The organism is Leisingera sp. NJS201 (genome assembly GCF_004535885.1).
In the GTDB taxonomy this organism is placed as follows: domain Bacteria; phylum Pseudomonadota; class Alphaproteobacteria; order Rhodobacterales; family Rhodobacteraceae; genus Leisingera.
Genome location: NZ_CP038234.1, coordinates 1,163,454 through 1,179,771 on the forward strand (window position 1 = coordinate 1,163,454; position 16,318 = coordinate 1,179,771).

Genomic DNA, 16,318 nt, shown 5'->3' on the forward strand with positions numbered 1-16,318 from the left:
TAAGGGGCAGGTAAAGGCACGGCGCTTAGTCGGCGCAACGCCGGGCGATCAGCCGCGGTACTGTTCAAACAGGCGGCACATGCTGGAAAACACATGTGCGCGGATTTCCGGGGTTTCCATCAGCACCTCGTGCCGGGCACCCTTGATCAGGTCCAGCTCGCCGCCCGGCCAGCGCGCCATCCGGTCGTGGATGGCCTCGGTGTTGACGATCTGCTCGTCCGAGCCAACAAAAGTGATGCAGGGCAGGGCGGGCGAGGGCTGCCCGGCCAGCCAGGCGCAGTCCTGCAGGCTGACGCGCAGCCATTGGACTGTGGGGCCGCCAAGCGCCAGATCGGGCTGTGCCGCAAGCTGGGCATGCATCATCCGGTACATGTCCGGATCGGTGGTCAGCGTGTTGCCGTCAAAGGGCGTGATCTGGACATATTGCTCCAGCGCCGTGGTCGGCAGCAGCAATTTGTCGAGACGCAAAAACGGCGCAACGCCGCTTAGAAAACTGGCCAAGGGGCGCAGCAGCGGCGGGATCTGGATGCCCCACATCGGGCCGGTAAAACAGCAGGCATTGACCTTCAGCCCCTGCATCAGCGCGCGCAACCCGATGGCGCCGCCCATGGAGTGGCCGACCAGAAACCAGGGTTCCGGCAGATCCAGCTGTTCGGCCAGCCCGGTCAGCGCCTGCACGTCCTTCTGGAAGTCGCTGAAGTCTTCGACATGGCCCAGGCGGCGTTCTGCCAGGGTCCGGTCCGCCAGCCCCTGACCGCGCCAGTCCACGGTGAGGGTCGCAAAACCGCGATCGGCAAATTCCGCCGCGGCCAGACCATATTTTTCGATATATTCCGTGCGACCGGGAAACAGCAGGACGGTGCCCTTTGCCGCTCCTTCCGGTCGCCAGTGGCCTGCGCGGATACGCAGGCCGTCCGAGGTGTGCACCCAATGGGCCTGACCGCCCGCAGGCCCCTGCGCGATATCCGCAAACAGGGGGGCAGGCTGCAGCTCCACCGGGGCGCCGTCCATCAGGACAGGGCCGAGGCCAGCTTCATCGCGGTGCCCATGTCACCATCGATGGTCAGCTTGCCGGACATGAAGGCGGCGGTGGGGTTCAAATCGCCCTCAAGGATCGACTGGAACGTGTCGGCGTCGGCCTTCATGGTGACATCGGTGTCTTCGTCGCCGACGCGGGCGCCTGCGCCGTCAAGCACGATGGAGCCCAGCCCCTCGATCTCGAATTTTGCGGAGGCGTCGAATTCGCCTGCGTCCAGTTTGCTGTTCAGGGTCTCTGCCGCCTGTGCCAGGGTATCGCTCATGTCAGTCCTCAATCTGTTTTGCGCGCTTCATAGCACAAATCTGTGAAGCATTTGCATCCAATACTGGAAATTGCCGCGCGCTGGATTACACTGGGGCATCATGCTGGCAAATCTCCCAAAGCTCAAAGCTATCGTGGCGGCAACGGCAGTCACAGTCACGTATTCCTTGCCTGGGGCCGGCGCGGCACAGCAGCATTCCGCCGATGCGCTGCTGCAGGACCTGGCCGTGTCGGAACTCTCCGAGGCGGCGGCCATCGACCGCGAGCTGCAGGCGCTTTGGGCCAAAAGCGGCTCGCCTGCGATGGATCTGCTGCTGCGGCGCGGCACCGACGCGCTGGAGCGGGGCGATTTGCAGCAGGCAGCGGAGCATTTGACCGCGCTGACCGATCATGCGCCGGAATTTGCCCGCGGCTGGTACGAAAGGGCCCGCGTCTATTTCGCGCTGGGGCTTTACGGGCCGTCGGTGGCGGACCTGGAACGCGCGCTGGCGCTGAACCCGCAGGATTACAATGCGATCTACGCGCTGGGCGCGTTGTTCGAACAATTCCGTAAACCCGAACGCGCCTATCAGGCCTACCAGCGGGCCAAGGCTATACATCCGCACCACGAGGAAGTAAGCAGCGCCCTTGAACGATTGGCGCCCTTGGCCGAGGGCCGGGAACTGTAAGCCCCATCGGGGCGGGGGCTGAAGCAATGGCAAGCGCATCGCGGATCGTGGCCGTTCTGGGCCCGACCAATACCGGCAAAACACATTACGCCATCGAACGGATGCTGGGCTACCGCACCGGCGTCATGGGCTTTCCGCTGCGGCTTCTGGCGCGCGAGGTCTATGACAAGGTGGTGGCGGCGCGCGGGCCGTCGGTGGTGGCGCTGGTCACCGGCGAGGAACGCATCGTGCCGCCGCGCGCGAAATACTGGATCTGCACGGTGGAGGCGATGCCCGAGGGCATGGGCTGCGACTTCCTGGCGATCGACGAAATCCAGCTCTGTGCCGATCCCGAGCGCGGCCATGTCTTCACCAACCGCCTGCTGCGCGCCCGCGGCACGCTGGAGACACTGTTCCTGGGCGCCGACACCATGCGCGGGCCGATTTCGGCGCTGGTGCCGGGGGTAGAGTTCCATCGCCGCGAGCGGATGTCGGATCTGGTCTATGCAGGTTCGAAAAAGATAAGCAGGATGCCGCCTCGCACTGCAATTGTCGGGTTTTCGGTTGATAATGTCTATGCGATTGCCGAACTGATCCGCCGTCAGAAGGGCGGCGCGGCGGTGGTGATGGGGGCGCTCAGCCCCCGCACACGCAATGCGCAGGTGGAACTGTACCAGAATGGCGAGGTGGATTACCTGGTCGCCACCGATGCCATCGGCATGGGGCTGAACCTGGATATCGACCATGTGGCGTTTTCCTCGACCGCCAAATTCGACGGCCGCCGGATGCGCGAGCTGGCCCCGAATGAGCTGGCCCAGATCGCAGGCCGGGCGGGCCGCGGGATGAGCCACGGCACGTTTGGCGTGACCGGCGATGCGCGGCCCCTGGACGAGGGCACGGCGTCTGCCATCATGAACCACCAGTTTACGCCGCTGAAAAAGCTGAACTGGCGGTCTGCGGATCTGCAGTTCGGCACGGTTGAAACGTTGATCCACTCGCTCGAATCAAGCCCTTCGGATGAAAACCTGATCAAAGCGCGCGAGGCGGACGACCTGGGCGCGCTGAAAATGCTGTCGCGCGAATCCGCCGTGATCTCGCGCACCACCAACGCGCAATCGGTGCGGCTGTTGTGGGATATCTGCCGGATTCCCGATTTCCGCGGCATTTCCCACGCCGAACATGCCTCGCTTCTGGGGGTGATTTTTGAACATCTGCATGGCGGCGGCGTGGTTCCGGACGACTGGATGGCTCGCCAGATAAAGCGAATTGACCGCACCGACGGCAACATCGACACATTGTCCAAGCGGCTGGCATTTATCCGCACGTGGACTTATGTCGCGCAAAGGATTGGCTGGCTGCGTGACGAAAGCCATTGGCGCGGAGAGACGCGCGCTGTAGAAGACAGGTTGTCGGATGCTCTGCACGAGCGTTTGACTCAGCGATTTGTGGACCGGCGCACCTCAGTGCTGCTGCGCCGGCTCAAACAGAAGGAGGCCCTTTTGGCCGAAGTGAATGACAAGGGTGAAGTGACGGTTGAAGGCGAATTCGTCGGCCGTCTCGAGGGGTTCCGGTTCAGCCCGGATAAAAGCGCGCAGGGTGCCGAGGCCAAGGCCTTGAAGGCGGCCTCGCTGCAGGCGCTGGCGCCGCAATTCCATCTGCGTGCGGACCGGTTCTATAACGCGCCCGATACCGAGATCGATTACACCGAACAGGGCGGCCTGATGTGGGGCGAACATGCGGTGGGCAAGCTGGTTGCCGGCGCCGATGCGCTGACCCCGCAGATCGAGGTCTTTGTGGACGAGTCCGCCGGGCCGGATGTCGCCCAGAAGGTGGAACGCCGCCTGCTGCATTTCATCACCCGCAAGATCAACGCGCTGTTCGAGCCGCTGCTGGCCTTGCAAAAGGACGAAGAGCTGACCGGCCTGGCCCGTGGTTTTGCTTTCCGCATGGTCGAAAACCTTGGCGTGCTGCCGCGCGCAAGCATCGCGCAAGAGGTGAAAGACCTGGATCAGGACGCCCGGGGCGCGCTGCGCAAGCATGGCATCCGTTTCGGCCAGTTCACCATTTTCATGCCGCTGCTGCTGAAGCCCGCGCCGACCCGTCTGCGGCTGGTGCTTTGGTCGCTGGCCAACGGTCTTCAGGATTTCCCCGAATCTCCGCCTCCCGGTCTGGTCACGGTGCCGTCCGCCAAGGGCGCGCCCGACGGCTATGACACCATGTCCGGCTATCGCGCGGCGGGTGAGCGGATGATCCGCATCGACATGCTGGAACGCCTGGCCGACATGCTGCGCGGCGAAGACAGCCGCGGCGGCTTTGAAGCCAAGGCTGACATGCTGTCGATCACCGGCATGACGCTGGAGCAGTTCGCCGACCTGATGCAGGGCCTGGGCTACAAGGCCGAAAAGGGCGAGCGCCAGAAGGTGAAGCCGGTTGCGGCGGAAGCGGAAGTCAAACCTGCTGAAGATGCCGCTGCCGAAACTCCCGCCGCCGCTGAGGCCGAGGCCGCATCTGCACAAGACACGGCACCTGCGGAAGAAAATGCAGAAGCCAAGCCCGAAGCGGCTGCTGAGGCGGAGGCTGCTGCTGCTGAACCGGAAATGGAAGTGTTCTTCACTTTCACCTGGGGCGGCAACCGGGGCGGACGCCAGGGCGGCCAGCGCCAGCAGAACCGCCGCCCGCAGGGCGACGGCAAACCTGCCGGCAAGGGCAAACCGCGCGGCGCCAAAGGCGGCGATCGTGACGGCGGCCCGCGCGGCAAACCGGGCCGCAAGGGCGGTCCGCGTCAGGACCAGGGCGCCAAGACCTATTCCGCGCGCCCTGCCAGGAAGGAAAAGCAGATCGACCCCGACAACCCCTTTGCCGCCGCGCTGATGGGGCTGAAACAGGGCGACTGATCCTGCCATGACTGGGGGCGCGCCCAAGATCCGCATCGACAAGTGGCTATGGCATGCGCGGTTTTTCAAAACCCGCAGCTTGGCTGCAAAACAGGTCAGCGCGGGCCATGTGCGCCTCAACGGTACCAAGACCTTAAAACCGGCTCAGAACGTCGCCCCGGGTGACGTTCTGACCTTTGCCCAGGCCAAAGTGATCCGCGTGGTCCGGGTAGAGGCCATTGGCGAACGCCGCGGCCCGGCACCTGAGGCGCAGGCACTGTACTTCGATATGACGGAAAAGCAGGAAAAAATTCCGGCCAATCCCAGGTTCGAAGGAAAAGGCCGGCCGGACAAAAAAGCCCGCAGAGCGCTTGATCTTACTCGCAAGCAGGATACCCTTTGACGGCTTGAAGCCGTCGCCGGTCTGGATTAGCTAGGCGCAAACGGAAAACGGGACTCGGTATTATGACCTATGTCGTGACGGAAAACTGCATCGCCTGCAAATACACCGACTGTGTCGAGGTATGCCCGGTGGATTGCTTTTACGAGGGCGAAAACACCCTGGTGATCCACCCCGACGAATGCATCGACTGCGGCGTCTGCGAACCGGAATGCCCGGCGGATGCAATCCGCCCGGATACCGAACCGGACATGGACAAATGGGTCGAGTTCAACCGCAAATACTCTGAACTGTGGCCGGTCATCGTCTCCAAGAAAGACCCGATGCCGGGCTACGAGGAACGCGACGGCGAAGAGGGCAAGATGGAGAAGTATTTCTCTGAGGCGCCCGGCGAAGGCGGCTGATTCTCTGTCCACTGCGTCCGGTGCCGCAAATTTGCGGGAAACCGCCGCATTGCATGGGGTTTTAACGAAGCCTGTTCAGCTGGCCGCCTTTCGGGCGGCCCTTTTTTGTGGTATGCTAAAAGCACAAAAGACATAAACAATCGGAGTCCGCCCCTGGCGCACGCCAGCAGTGGTGCGCAGATTGGGCGGTATTTCTGCGGAAAAAATGTCCTGGGGCTGGTCAAATCAAACTGACCGGGGCCGGGCATTTTGTTCGCTAAAATGCCGGAGCCGCCCGGCTATGAGTAAGGAATAACCTGTATGACCAAATCGAAGAAGCTCGAATTCCGCCCCAATGAGTATGTAGTCTACCCGGCGCATGGCGTGGGCCAGATCATCTCGATCGAGGAGCAGGAAGTGGCCGGCTTTGCGCTGGAGCTTTTCGTGATCACCTTTGAAAAAGACAAGATGACCCTGCGGGTGCCGACCAACAAGGCAACCGAAGTTGGCATGCGCTCGCTCAGCTCGCCGGACGTGATTGCCCAGGCGATGAAAACGCTGAAGGGCAAGGCCAAGGTCAAACGCGCCATGTGGTCGCGCCGCGCCCAGGAATATGAGCAAAAGATCAACTCTGGTGATCTGATCTCGATCGCCGAAGTGGTGCGCGACCTGCACCGCACCGATGATCAGCGCGAACAAAGCTACTCCGAGCGTCAGTTGTACGAAGCCGCACTTGAGCGTCTGACCCGCGAAGTCGCGGCTGTGTCCGGCAACGACGAGATTGCGGCCGCCAAGCAGGTGGATGAGGTTCTGACCTCCCGCGTTGCAGCATAAGCATCTGCCCTAGTCTGTAATAGAAAGGCCGTGCCCCCCTAGGGTGCGGCCTTTTTTATGCCGCGGCCCGGCTTAGCTGCAGAGTGCGAGAAGGGTGAGTAGGCCGGAAATCTCGGCGATTTGCTGCGACGCTCCCAGAATGTCCCCCGTCTGGCCGCCGATTTTGATCTTGGCCAACGCGCCCAAACCCAGGACCGCCACGCCCATGGCCAAGGCAGCCGCAAAGGCCGTTGAGCCAATCAGCGGCAGCGACAGGACGATGGCCAGCAAAGCCGCCAGAAAACAGGGCAGGGCGCGGGGACGGCCCACGGTTTGCGACAGCCCTGCCGTCCGTGCGTTCGGCAGTGCAGACATCAGTGCAGGCATCACAGCGCGGCTCATCATAGCCAGCGCCAGAAGGGGCCAGACGCCAGCTGCCGCGAACACCGCAGCCAGCGCGCTCCAGCGCAGGCCGAACCCAAGGATCAGGGCAATCACGCCGTAAGCACCGATGCGGCTGTCCTTCATAATCTCCAGCCGCCGGTCCCGGGTGAACCCGCCCCACAGCCCGTCGGCAGTATCGGCCAGCCCGTCCTCATGCATGGCGCCTGACAGCATCACCTGAACCGCCAGCGCCAGGCCCGCGGCGACCGCGGCGGGCAGGCTCATGTGCAACGCAAAAGATGCAACCAGCGCCGCCGGCAGGCTGACGGCAAGCCCGGCCAGCGGAAACGCCCAGACCGCCTTGGCCTGCCGCTGGAAAGCCTTCGCAGGCAGATGCGGCAAGGGCAGCCGGGTCAGCAGCACCAGCGCCAGCAGGATGTCTTTTGCCTGGATGTCGTTTTTTCGCATTTACGGGCCTATTGCGGGGCTTGCGGCACTGCCGCCAGCCGTTAAACAGATTGCCATCCGCTTTATCCGCGTCCCCCGACCTGATGCAACGAGGCTTTCTCATGCTGCCACAGCTTTCCTCTCTTGATGACTTCCGCGCCGCACTGGCCAGCGCGCCCGCGCAGGACCAGGCCGCGCTGGACGGTGCGGCTGCGCGCAACACCCAGCTGACCAAACCGCCCGGTGCCTTGGGCCGGTTGGAGGAGCTGGCCATCTGGTACGGCGGCTGGCGCGGCAGCGATAGGCCGGAAATCACCGCACCGCAGGTGATCGTCTTTGCCGGCAACCACGGCGTGACGGCACAGGGGGTTTCCGCCTTTCCGCCGGAAGTCACCGCCCAGATGGTAATCAACTTCGAACACGGCGGCGCGGCCATCAACCAGCTGGCCAGGCTGGCCGGCGCCCGCATGGATGTGCATGCGCTGGAGCTGGAGCGCCCGGCCGCTGATTTCACCCAAGGGCCGGCGATGAACCAGATTGACCTGCTGGCTGCGCTGAAAACCGGCTGGGATGCGGTGGACCCAAGCGCTGACCTGCTGGTGGTCGGCGAAATGGGCATCGGCAATACCACCCCTGCCGCCGCCCTGGCCTGTGCGCTGTTCGGCGGCGAGGCGGCGGATTGGACCGGGCGCGGCACCGGTGTGGATGAAGCCGGGCTTGCGAATAAAATCCGCGTGGTGGCCGAAGGCGTTGCACTGCATCGGGACAGGATCAACGATGGGCTGGATGCGCTGGCCTGCCTGGGCGGACGCGAAATTGCTGCCATGGCGGGCGCCATTGCTGCCGCGCGCGTGCTGCATATCCCGGTGATCCTGGACGGATTTATCTGCTGCGCTGCGGCGGCCTGCCTGATGCAAACCGCAGACGGCGCGCTGGACCACGCAGTGGCCGGCCATCAAAGCGCCGAGGGGGCGCATCCGGCGCTGCTGGCGAAACTGGGCAAGCAGCCGCTGTTGTCGCTGGGCCTGCGTCTGGGCGAGGCCTCCGGCGCGGCGCTGGCGATCCAAGTGCTGAAAGGCGCGATCGCCTGCCACAGCGGCATGGCAACCTTTGCCGAGGCGGGGGTGGCGGACGGCTGAACAGCCCCGTCCAGATCTTTTCCGCAAGGCCCGGATCCACCCCGGGCCTTTGGTCATTCCGCGGCTTTTGCGGACTTCTTGCGCTTGCGTTCGGCCATCTCGAAAATCGCGCTTTCGATGGCTTTCTCCAGCTCCCGCGCGCGGTCTATATAGGCCGGGTTCTGGCTGGCGGGCACTCCGGGGATCCAGTGCTGGGCAAGGTCGCGCAGGTTGGCGCGGTCATGCGCATAAAAGGTCTGCGCCGCCTGCGCCGCTTCATATTCGCTGAGGCCGACGTTCTCCAGCACATAGCGGCCTGCACGCACCGAGCTGTCGAACATCTCGCGCACGATGTCATCAGCGCCGGCCTTGTACAGCTCATAGACATGGTTGCGGTCTTTGGCGCGGGCGATGATGTGCAGATCCGGATAGGCCCGACGCACATAGGTGACCATCTTGACCACGCCTTCCGGGTCATCCAGCGCCACCACAAAAACCTTGGCTTTGGCAATGCCGGCGGCTTTCAGAAGTTCCGGCCGGGTGGGGTCGCCCAGGAAGCTTTTGACCCCGAAGCGGCGCATCAGCTGCACCGCCTCCATATCATGGTCCAGCACCACGGTTTTGAAACCGCTGGCCTGCACCAGCCGGTTGACGATCTGGCCGAAACGGCCGATGCCCGCGATGATCACCGGTCCTTCCTCGTCAATCTCGTCGGGTTCATGCTCCTGCCGGGCGTCGCCCATGCGTTTGGACAACAGGTCATAGGCGATGAACAACAGCGGGGTGATCAGCATCGACAAGGCAATCACCAGCAGCAGCTTTTCTGAAAGCGCCGCTGGAATCACGTTCAGCTGGGTGGAAAAAGCCAGCAGCACAAAGCCGAACTCGCCGGCCTGGGCCAGGCTGAGGGTGAACAGCCACAAGCGGCGGCGGCGCAGGCCAAAGGCGCGGCCGACGGCAAACAGCACCGCCCCCTTGGCAAAGATCACCAGCAGCGCCAGGCCGATCAGATCGCCAGGGTCGGCTAGAAACTGGCGGTAGTTGATGCCCGCGCCGACGGTGATGAAGAAGAGCCCCAAAAGCAGCCCCTTGAAGGGGTTAAGGTCGCTTTCCATCTCGTGCCGGAATTCGGAGTTGGCCAGAACCACCCCGGCCAGAAAGGCGCCAAGCGCCGGGGAAAGGCCGACCAGCGTCATCAGGAAGGAGATGCTGACCACAATCATCAGCGCCAGTGCTGTGTACATTTCACGCAGGTTGGAGGCGTGGATGAACCGGAACAGCGGCCGCGTCAGGTAAATGCCCGCCAGGATGATAAAGGCGATGGCGGCCAGAGTGACCAGCGCCACCGCCCAGCCGGGCAGCCCGTCCACCAGCGACAGCGACCCGTGGCCGCCGCCATGGCCGTCTGCGCTATCCCGGCTGATGGAGCCATCAGAGGCAAACTGGGGGATCGCATAGCTGCCCAGCAGCGGCAGGAAAGCGAGGATCGGGATCACTGCGATATCCTGGGTCAGCAGCACCGAAAAGGCAGAACGGCCGCCGCCGGTGCGCATCAGCCCCTTTTCCGACAGTGTCTGCAGAACAATCGCCGTGGAAGACAGCGACAGCGCCAGCCCGACCGCCAGGCTGACATGCCAGGGTTCGCCCGCGGCCATGGCTGCGCCCATCAGGACAGCCGTTGAGGCCGTGACCTGCATGCCGCCCAAGCCGATCAGCTTATCCCGCATTGCCCAGAGGGCGCGCGGTTCCAGCTCCAGCCCGATCAGAAACAGCATCATCACCACGCCGAACTCGGCGAAGTGGCGCAAATCCTCGGTTTCGGTGCCGGTCAGGCCGAAGATCGGGCCAATGGCAATGCCTGCCGCAAGGTACCCCAGAACTGATCCTAGCCCAAGGCGCGCAGCCAGAGGCACCGCAATGACTGCGGCGCCCAGATAAATGGTTGCTTGATAAAAAAACTCTTCCATCTTTCAGGTATCGCAAGCCTGCCGGTGCCTTGGCAATGGCTTTGCCGGCCGCGGCGGTCTGTTACGGCAATCCGGTGCCTGCCAGCAGCAGTCATTGACGGCTTTTTGAGCGGGCTTGCTATTCTCCGGGGCTGCTATTGTTCGAGCAGGCGGATCTCTTCGCTCAGCTTGCCGATCCGGTCAAGCCGCCGCGAAATCCGTTCCTGGAAACCGCCCAGCTGATCAATGATATCAGCCAGTGTTTCGCCGGAATCGGTCAGCCTTGCGCTTTCGATCTTAAGCAGCACCCGGGTGGAGCTGAGACCAAGAAAATGCCGGTGCATGATCTGGCAGGCGCTGGTGATGCGCGCGGCTTCTTCGTCGACTTCCTTCATGCCGTCCTGCGAACGCTTGACCTGGTCTTTTACCAGATCGCCCAGGATTTGGCGCTCGGTTTCCATGTCAGCCTCGCCCAGATCGCGGCGTTCCTTCTGCAGCTGATTGTCGCATTCGACCAGAATACGCGCCATGCCTTCGACAAACAGGCTGCTGTTCACCGAAGCCTTGATTTTGGCGAAATTGCTGTTTTCGCCCATCACATGGGCGCCGAACCAATCCGACATCTCGCGTGACATGGAGCCGTAGTTCTGTGACAGCACCGTGACCGGGCCGCCCGAAGGTTCAATCCGCGACGCCAGCACCCGCAGGTTATGCGGGATCGTGTGCATTGCGTCGAAATCGGTGATCAGCCCTTCGGTCTCTTCCACCAGGGTTTCAGCGTTGCGCAGCATGCCCGTCAGCTCTTGGATCCGGGCGTGGGGCGGCTGGTTCAGACCCTTATCGCGCGAGATCAGCTCTTGGCTCAGCGCGTGAGCGGCAAACTGGTGGTAGCTCTCGTAGCCCTGGCTGTTCAGCCAATCGAGCAGATACTGGGCGCTGTCCTGCGGGGTGACGGCCTCTTCGGTCTCCCGCTTGAGCATCGCCGCATAAAGATTGCGCACCTCGGTGAACAATGCGCTGCTTGGCTTGATGCGGGCGGAAAGATAGCCGTCCTGGCAGGGCACCACCACGGCAAATACCCAGTAGTACAGCCCGTCCTTGGACTTGTTCTTGACGTAGGCACCCATGAAATCGCCGCGCTGGATGGTGTCCCAGAACAGTGAGAACACCCCCTTGGGCATGTCCGGATGGCGGATCACCTTGTGCGGAGCGCCGAGCAGCTCTTCCCAAGGGTAGGCGCCGACCCGGCGGAACACATAGTTGCCGGCTTGGATTATGCCGCGGTCGTTGGTCCTGGAAAAGAACACCTCATTTAGGCCAAACGGGGCCTCGCCGCTGGTCGGGCGCGTTTCAACTCGGCGGTCAACAAAAGACACGGCACGTTCCACTTTCGGTTACAAAATTCGTTAGTGCATCTTTACCGCCAATTCCTTCCCGGATGGTTAAGTCGGCAGTGGCGCATCGCGTTTTAATTGTGCCATTACGATCTGGCTCTGGACCCTGGAAACCGCGGGATGGGGCAGCAGGATGCCGTGGATGAGCGTATTCAGCGCCTCCAGATCGGCGCAATAGACGCGCAGCAGGTAATCGGCCTCTCCGGTCATCGTCCAGGCCGAGGTGATTTCCGGCTGGCTTGCCACCAGCCGGGCGAACCCCTTGGATTGTTCGGGGCCGTGACTGCCCAGATGAACCTGCACAAAACCCTGCACCGACAGCCCCAGCCTGGCGGGGTCAAGCCGGGCCGAATACCCTTGGATATACCCTTCTGCCTCCAGCCGCTGCCGCCGCCGTCCGGCCTGGCTGGGGGAAAGGTTGAGCATCTCGCCCAATTCCTGCGCGGTGAGATGGGCATTTTTCTGAAGCGCTGCAAGCAGCTTGGTATCTGTTGGGTCCAGCATGCGTGTTTTTTCCACTTTTGACCACCATGGCGCGAATGATACGCACATTTCAAGTTTCCGGTGCGAAACAACGCGGAAAACCTGCGCCGGATATGCGGTATTCTTGATGCAAGAATTCACTTGGCTTTCCGCATGATCCGAAGGAGACACGCAATGGGTCCGTTCCCGCATAACGCCCCGAAATCCGAAATTACCCCGGAAAACCCGGCTGGCACCGATGGTTTTGAGTTTGTTGAATTTGCCAGCCCCGACCCGGACGAGCTGCGGGCGCTGTTCACCCGTATGGGCTATGAGCTGACCGGCCACCGCAAGGATCAGCCGCTGGTGGAACTGTGGCAGCAGGGCGATGTCACCTATATCCTGAACGCCGACCCCGAGAGCTTTGCCGCCAAATTCGTGGAACAGCACGGCCCCTGCGCCCCGGCGATGGGCTGGCGGGTTGCGGATGCTCAGAAGGCTTTCGAACACGCGGTGTCCAAAGGCGCCGAGGCCTATGACGGGCCGGGCAAGGTGATGGATGTGCCCGCGATCAAGGGGATCGGCGGCTCGCTGATCTACTTCATCGACCAGTATTACGACACCTCGCCCTACAACGCGGAATTCACCTGGCTGAAACAGTCCAAGCCGCGCGGCGACGGGTTCTTCTATCTCGATCACCTGACCCACAACGTTTACAAAGGCAACATGGACAAGTGGTTCAAGTTCTACGAGGAGCTGTTCAACTTCAAGGAGATCCGATTCTTTGACATCCAGGGCAAGTTCACCGGCCTTCTCAGCCGCGCGCTGACCTCGCCCTGCGGCCGGATCCGGATCCCGATCAACGAGGACCGGGGCGAAACAGGCCAGATCGTTTCATATCTGAAAAAATACAACGGCGAAGGTATCCAGCATATCGCGGTCGGCTCGGACGACATTTATGCCAGCACCGATGCAATTGCGGAAAAGGGCCTGAAGTTCATGCCCGGCCCGAATGACGCCTATTATGAGATGTCCAAGGAGCGGGTGCAGGGCCATGACGAACCGCTGGAGCGGATGAAGAAGCACGGCATCCTGATCGACGGCGAAGGGGTTGTGGACGGCGGAGAAACCCGGATCCTGCTGCAGATCTTCTCAAAAACCGTGATCGGGCCGATCTTCTTTGAATTCATCCAGCGCAAGGGCGATGACGGCTTTGGCGAGGGCAACTTCAAGGCGCTGTTTGAATCGATCGAACGCGAGCAGATCGAAAACGGCGAGATCCAGGCTGCGGAATAAATAACCTGAGAAACGCAAAAAGGCCGGGCCTGCCATGCGGGTCCGGCCTTTTTGCGTGCGGGGAGCAAGACGGCCTGCACCAGGCCCATTCGCCGGAGCTGCAGTTTTATGAGTTAAGCGCGGGAAGGGAAGGGCTTGATCCTATCCCTTGGGCATTTCCAGGGTGCGGTTGCGGCCGCCTTTCTGGTACTGCAGCCGGCTTTCACCAATGGCAATCACCCGGCCGCCGTCGATACGGTCGCCGACCTGCACCTTCTTGTAACGTCCCGAGGGCAGCCGGACCAATGCGCGGCGGTCCGAGGCGGTGCCATAAACTCCGATCAGGTTCAGCTTGCGCAGGTTGATGGCGTTGCTGACGGTGGCGCGGCGGGCAACCGATGCGGCTGTCGGGATGCGGGGGGCCGCCGCGGCTGCAGCGGCGGGCACGGCAGCGGCGGTTTGCACCTGGTTCTGCGGATTGCGCCGGGCGCGGTCGACCAGATTGGCGAAATTGGCGGGCCGGGCGCGCGGAACAGCCGAGGCGGCGATGGCTTGGGCTGTGACCGGCAGCTGCTCTTCCCCGGCGGGCTTCAGGCTGGCGGGGCGCTGGCGCGGGCGCATGCCGGCCAGTTCTGTCCGGCTGAGACCGCCAAGCTGTGCGCGTTCCACCTGTTCCTCCAGATCTGCAGGCCGCGCCTTGGGGCGTTTGCGCGACAAGACCTGATTGCGGGCCACTTCTTCAGCCAGCGCTTCGGCGGCGGGGTCGCTGCGATCCGGCGCGGGCGGCGGCAGCTTTTTCGGGCGGCCAAGGTAGACAGTGATGCCATCGGGGTTCAGCGTGCCTCCGGGGTGGCCTTGACCAGCCCGCGCGCGTCCAGATCAAACGCAGACCCTGCCGCGGCAGGAGAGGCAACGGCGCCGGGTTCGTCATCCCCGGCAAAAGTTTCCGGCGGCGGCAGGGCCACCGCGTCGGCGGCGATTTCAGTGCGGTCAACGGATGCCGTGTAAAGCTCGTCCAGGCGGGGCGCGGCGGGGATGCCACCCAGGCCGGGGGCAACCGGCCAGACCCCGGTTGCGGCATAGCGCGCGGCCTGGGCCAAGTCATCCAGCGGCTCTGCTGTCAGAGCCTCAGCCGGCGCCGGGGCCGGTTGGGTGTCCTCAGCACCGCCAGGCTGCAGGGCGGAAGGGTCCAAAAAGGCGGTGTCCGTGCCCTCTTCGGGCAGTTTTACACCATCGGCGGCGGCTTCATCCTCGACCGAAGGGAGCACGCCTGTGCCGCCGGTCTCAGCCAGGGCGGTGTTTTCCTGCGGCTCCCCCTCTGCAGGCGCTGCGCCGGTCTCCTGCAGCCCGGGATCGGGCTGGTCTGCCAGGACGCTCACCTGCGGTGCGATGGCGGCAGGGGCGGTTTCTGAACCGGGGCTTCCAGCCGCAGGTGCGCGCGCCGGCCGGGGGCGCCTTCCTCCGGCTGCCCGTCTTCGGAGCTGACCGCAGGGGCGGGTGCCAGGCCGGGACCCTGATCCGGGGCCGCGGAAAAAAATCCGCCTTTGCCAAACACTGCCCAGACCGCAACTGTTGCCATGAACAGCAGCAGCACCGCTGTCAGGATCACCCCAAGGTAGCGCGGCTTGCCCTTGGCGGCCTTTTCGGGGGCCGGGGACTGTGACGCCGCGGGCGCGGCGGCTGCCGGGGTACTGTCGCGCAATGCTGCCGGCGCTGGCGGAATTGCCAATGGAGAAGCCGCATCAGTTGGCAACGAAGCTGGCGGTAATGGCAAATGGGCCGCCGGAGTGTCCGCGGTGTCAGGTTTCCGGACCGGAATTGCTGCGCCGACCGGCTTCACGGCGGCTGGAGCTTTTGGCACTTGGCGCCCGGCGGCCAGCGGCGCGGAGGCTTGCGCGGACGGCGCGGATGCGCTTTCAGCAGGGGTTGCCTTGTCCCCTTGGCTGAGAAGGCCTGAAACATCCGGTAGCGGCGCATCAGAAGCGTCAGATGCGTCAGAAGACGGCGAAACAAGCGGTGGCAGGCTTGCAGGCTCCTCGGCCCCGGCTGCCTTGGCAGACGGCGGCACCGGAGTGTCCTCGGGGGCAGCCAGCGGCGTGCTGTCCTGCTTAGGTGCTTGTTTGGCGGCGGCAGCCATATCTTCTGCCTCAGCAAGAACCGCCGGTTCTGCTGGTTCTGCCAAGGGTTCGGTAATAGCGGCAACCGCTGCCGGTATTGGGCTGTCTTCCGCCAGTGCTAAGGCGGCTGGGTCATCCGCGCTGTCTTCGGTCAAGAGGGCTGGCAGCGCTGCAGGCCCGATCGCCTTAACCACAGTATCGTCCGGCTCAACCTCGGTGCCGCGGATTGCCCGGGTGGTGCCAAAGAACGGCTCTCCCAGAAAGCCGCTGTCTTCCGGCGCCGCAACAAAACTGACCGGCCCGAACCCGTGTTCGACGGCAAAGGTCTCGGCCTCGTCCAGGGTTTCCAGCGCCACCGCCGCAACATGGGTCCGGCTGCCCTCGATGGAGATATCAAAGGCCAGCTCATCCACCGGATAAGGCGTGGCCCCTTCCAGCGCCTGCCGGGCCGCTTCAATCCGCGCCTCGACAGGCAGATCACCGGTCTCGGCGGTCAAATAGCGGATCTGATCGTCGGGCAGGATCAGCTTGCAGAAGATGCCCTCGGGGGCCAGCCGCAGCGCATCAGCGCGCATCGCGGCCAGTGCCGCAGGCAGGTCTTCAGTGTCAAACGGCGTGCTGGCCACACTCCGCCAGCCGTCTTCAGCGCGAAATAGCAGCGCAATGCCGTCAGCGGAAAGTGAAAGAGCAAAAGCCGGTTTCATGCCTTGGGTCAAACCATCAAAATCCATACTGCCCGGGGCCGCCTGACGCGCCCGG

The 16,318-nt window shown here is 63.3% G+C and carries 16 protein-coding genes; 7 read left to right on the forward strand and 9 right to left on the reverse strand.

All coding sequences use genetic code 11. The features are described 5' to 3' along the window. Nucleotides 1–48 precede the first annotated feature (48 nt). Together ETW23_RS05675 and ETW23_RS05680 are read right to left on the reverse strand one after the other, a co-directional pair. A complete protein-coding gene (locus tag ETW23_RS05675; protein ID WP_129371549.1) occupies nucleotides 49–1,011 on the reverse strand; it encodes an alpha/beta fold hydrolase in 963 nt (320 codons plus the stop codon). Further along, on the reverse strand, nucleotides 1,011–1,301 hold the full coding sequence (locus ETW23_RS05680) for an SCP2 sterol-binding domain-containing protein (RefSeq protein ID WP_129371548.1): 291 nt from the start codon (nucleotides 1,299–1,301) through the stop codon (nucleotides 1,011–1,013). Before ETW23_RS05680 ends, ETW23_RS05675 begins: the two co-directional genes overlap by 1 nt. 100 nt (nucleotides 1,302–1,401) lie before the next feature. On the opposite strand from ETW23_RS05680, the gene ETW23_RS05685 reads away from it, so the two are divergent. The 5 genes from ETW23_RS05685 (at nucleotide 1,402) to ETW23_RS05705 (ending at nucleotide 6,437) form a co-directional block, all read left to right on the forward strand. Next, entirely contained in the window at nucleotides 1,402–1,968 is a 567-nt protein-coding gene (locus ETW23_RS05685) for a tetratricopeptide repeat protein (RefSeq protein ID WP_134829390.1), read from the forward strand. A gap of 26 nt (nucleotides 1,969–1,994) precedes the next feature. Next, the gene (locus ETW23_RS05690) at nucleotides 1,995–4,841 is read left to right on the forward strand and encodes a helicase-related protein (RefSeq protein ID WP_134829391.1); all 2,847 of its coding nucleotides are present in this window, start codon (nucleotides 1,995–1,997) and stop codon (nucleotides 4,839–4,841) included. A 7-nt stretch (nucleotides 4,842–4,848) separates the two neighbouring features. Next, nucleotides 4,849–5,223 carry an RNA-binding S4 domain-containing protein gene (locus ETW23_RS05695; protein WP_129371545.1) on the forward strand — a complete coding sequence of 125 codons (375 nt, stop codon included), beginning with the start codon at nucleotides 4,849–4,851 and terminating at the stop codon, nucleotides 5,221–5,223. 62 nt (nucleotides 5,224–5,285) lie between these two features. Then, nucleotides 5,286–5,624 carry a ferredoxin FdxA gene (gene fdxA / locus ETW23_RS05700; protein WP_024090808.1) on the forward strand — a complete coding sequence of 113 codons (339 nt, stop codon included), beginning with the start codon at nucleotides 5,286–5,288 and terminating at the stop codon, nucleotides 5,622–5,624. A gap of 300 nt (nucleotides 5,625–5,924) precedes the next feature. Next, the gene (locus ETW23_RS05705) at nucleotides 5,925–6,437 is read left to right on the forward strand and encodes a CarD family transcriptional regulator (RefSeq protein WP_024090807.1); all 513 of its coding nucleotides are present in this window, start codon (nucleotides 5,925–5,927) and stop codon (nucleotides 6,435–6,437) included. Nucleotides 6,438–6,509: 72 nt separating this feature from the next. Here the strand turns inward: ETW23_RS05705 and ETW23_RS05710 are convergent, their stop codons facing one another. Beyond that, nucleotides 6,510–7,268, reverse strand: coding sequence for an adenosylcobinamide-GDP ribazoletransferase (locus ETW23_RS05710; protein ID WP_134829392.1), 759 nt, complete (start codon nucleotides 7,266–7,268; stop codon nucleotides 6,510–6,512). Nucleotides 7,269–7,369: 101 nt separating this feature from the next. Between ETW23_RS05710 and cobT the strand changes: the two genes are divergently transcribed. Then, nucleotides 7,370–8,386 (forward strand): nicotinate-nucleotide--dimethylbenzimidazole phosphoribosyltransferase, encoded by a 1,017-nt coding sequence (gene cobT, locus ETW23_RS05715; protein ID WP_134829393.1) that lies wholly within the window; start codon nucleotides 7,370–7,372, stop codon nucleotides 8,384–8,386. 53 nt (nucleotides 8,387–8,439) lie between these two features. Here the strand turns inward: cobT and ETW23_RS05720 are convergent, their stop codons facing one another. The 3 genes from ETW23_RS05720 to ETW23_RS05730 form a co-directional block, all read right to left on the reverse strand. Next, nucleotides 8,440–10,332, reverse strand: coding sequence for a cation:proton antiporter (locus tag ETW23_RS05720; RefSeq protein WP_129371542.1), 1,893 nt, complete (start codon nucleotides 10,330–10,332; stop codon nucleotides 8,440–8,442). A 134-nt stretch (nucleotides 10,333–10,466) separates the two neighbouring features. After that, entirely contained in the window at nucleotides 10,467–11,687 is a 1,221-nt protein-coding gene (locus tag ETW23_RS05725; RefSeq protein WP_134829394.1) for a PAS domain-containing protein, read from the reverse strand. A gap of 66 nt (nucleotides 11,688–11,753) precedes the next feature. Next, nucleotides 11,754–12,209: an Lrp/AsnC family transcriptional regulator gene (locus ETW23_RS05730; protein WP_027259655.1), complete on the reverse strand. Its 456-nt coding sequence runs from the start codon at nucleotides 12,207–12,209 to the stop codon at nucleotides 11,754–11,756. Between the two features lie 153 nt (nucleotides 12,210–12,362). On the opposite strand from ETW23_RS05730, the gene hppD reads away from it, so the two are divergent. After that, entirely contained in the window at nucleotides 12,363–13,463 is a 1,101-nt protein-coding gene (gene hppD / locus ETW23_RS05735) for a 4-hydroxyphenylpyruvate dioxygenase (protein ID WP_134829395.1), read from the forward strand. Nucleotides 13,464–13,604: 141 nt separating this feature from the next. Here the strand turns inward: hppD and ETW23_RS25745 are convergent, their stop codons facing one another. The 3 genes from ETW23_RS25745 to ETW23_RS25755 form a co-directional block, all read right to left on the reverse strand. After that, nucleotides 13,605–14,177 carry a hypothetical protein gene (locus ETW23_RS25745; protein ID WP_254695153.1) on the reverse strand — a complete coding sequence of 191 codons (573 nt, stop codon included), beginning with the start codon at nucleotides 14,175–14,177 and terminating at the stop codon, nucleotides 13,605–13,607. A gap of 98 nt (nucleotides 14,178–14,275) precedes the next feature. Further along, nucleotides 14,276–14,821 (reverse strand): hypothetical protein, encoded by a 546-nt coding sequence (locus tag ETW23_RS25750; RefSeq protein WP_254695154.1) that lies wholly within the window; start codon nucleotides 14,819–14,821, stop codon nucleotides 14,276–14,278. Beyond that, nucleotides 14,818–16,263 carry a hypothetical protein gene (locus ETW23_RS25755; protein ID WP_254695155.1) on the reverse strand — a complete coding sequence of 482 codons (1,446 nt, stop codon included), beginning with the start codon at nucleotides 16,261–16,263 and terminating at the stop codon, nucleotides 14,818–14,820. The genes ETW23_RS25750 and ETW23_RS25755 overlap by 4 nt, the downstream gene beginning before the upstream one ends. Between the last annotated feature and the right edge of the window lie 55 nt (nucleotides 16,264–16,318).

Bases quoted from the DNA above. Each gene is read 5' to 3' on its own strand.
- ETW23_RS05675 (WP_129371549.1), bottom strand. From the start codon at position 1,011: ATGGACGGCGCCCCGGTGGAGCTGCAGCCTGCCCCCCTGTTTGCGGAT.
- ETW23_RS05680 (WP_129371548.1), bottom strand. From the start codon at position 1,301: ATGAGCGATACCCTGGCACAGGCGGCAGAGACCCTGAACAGCAAACTG.
- ETW23_RS05685 (WP_134829390.1), top strand. From the start codon at position 1,402: ATGCTGGCAAATCTCCCAAAGCTCAAAGCTATCGTGGCGGCAACGGCA.
- ETW23_RS05690 (WP_134829391.1), top strand. From the start codon at position 1,995: ATGGCAAGCGCATCGCGGATCGTGGCCGTTCTGGGCCCGACCAATACC.
- ETW23_RS05695 (WP_129371545.1), top strand. From the start codon at position 4,849: ATGACTGGGGGCGCGCCCAAGATCCGCATCGACAAGTGGCTATGGCAT.
- fdxA (WP_024090808.1), top strand. From the start codon at position 5,286: ATGACCTATGTCGTGACGGAAAACTGCATCGCCTGCAAATACACCGAC.
- ETW23_RS05705 (WP_024090807.1), top strand. From the start codon at position 5,925: ATGACCAAATCGAAGAAGCTCGAATTCCGCCCCAATGAGTATGTAGTC.
- ETW23_RS05710 (WP_134829392.1), bottom strand. From the start codon at position 7,268: ATGCGAAAAAACGACATCCAGGCAAAAGACATCCTGCTGGCGCTGGTG.
- cobT (WP_134829393.1), top strand. From the start codon at position 7,370: ATGCTGCCACAGCTTTCCTCTCTTGATGACTTCCGCGCCGCACTGGCC.
- ETW23_RS05720 (WP_129371542.1), bottom strand. From the start codon at position 10,332: ATGGAAGAGTTTTTTTATCAAGCAACCATTTATCTGGGCGCCGCAGTC.
- ETW23_RS05730 (WP_027259655.1), bottom strand. From the start codon at position 12,209: ATGCTGGACCCAACAGATACCAAGCTGCTTGCAGCGCTTCAGAAAAAT.
- hppD (WP_134829395.1), top strand. From the start codon at position 12,363: ATGGGTCCGTTCCCGCATAACGCCCCGAAATCCGAAATTACCCCGGAA.
- ETW23_RS25755 (WP_254695155.1), bottom strand. From the start codon at position 16,263: ATGAAACCGGCTTTTGCTCTTTCACTTTCCGCTGACGGCATTGCGCTG.